1 pseudogene is annotated in these 323 nt (G+C 29.7%); it reads right to left on the reverse strand.

The annotated features are described in order from the left end of the window. A pseudogene (locus tag WKI42_RS10760) lies at positions 1 to 323 on the reverse strand (DNA-binding response regulator); the annotation flags it as partial.

Consider the following 323-nt stretch of genomic DNA (forward strand, 5'->3'; position numbering starts at 1 on the left):
TGTTCATTATAAGTGTAGAGTTCTTTGGTATGAAATAAAATATCGGATATTTTATGGCAACTCTTATATATAATATTTGAGTATTTACTAAAATTATTAGAAATTTGAGAATGAATTTCATATGCCAATTTGTCACTACGTTTGGATGAGTCTACTCTAAAGAGACAAACATATTGATCAACCTGGCTTTCCATCTTGAACAAACTTATCAGCTTATAAGAAGGTTGTGAAATCCTTTGAAGTTCTCTTTTTAGTTGAGAAGTCCATGATGGAGTTTCTGCAGAATAATCTTCTTCATTAAGATTGATTGTTAAAACTGCAAG

The sequence above is a fragment of the Streptococcus pseudopneumoniae genome (assembly GCF_038148935.1).
Classification (GTDB): Bacteria; Bacillota; Bacilli; order Lactobacillales; family Streptococcaceae; genus Streptococcus; species Streptococcus pseudopneumoniae_U.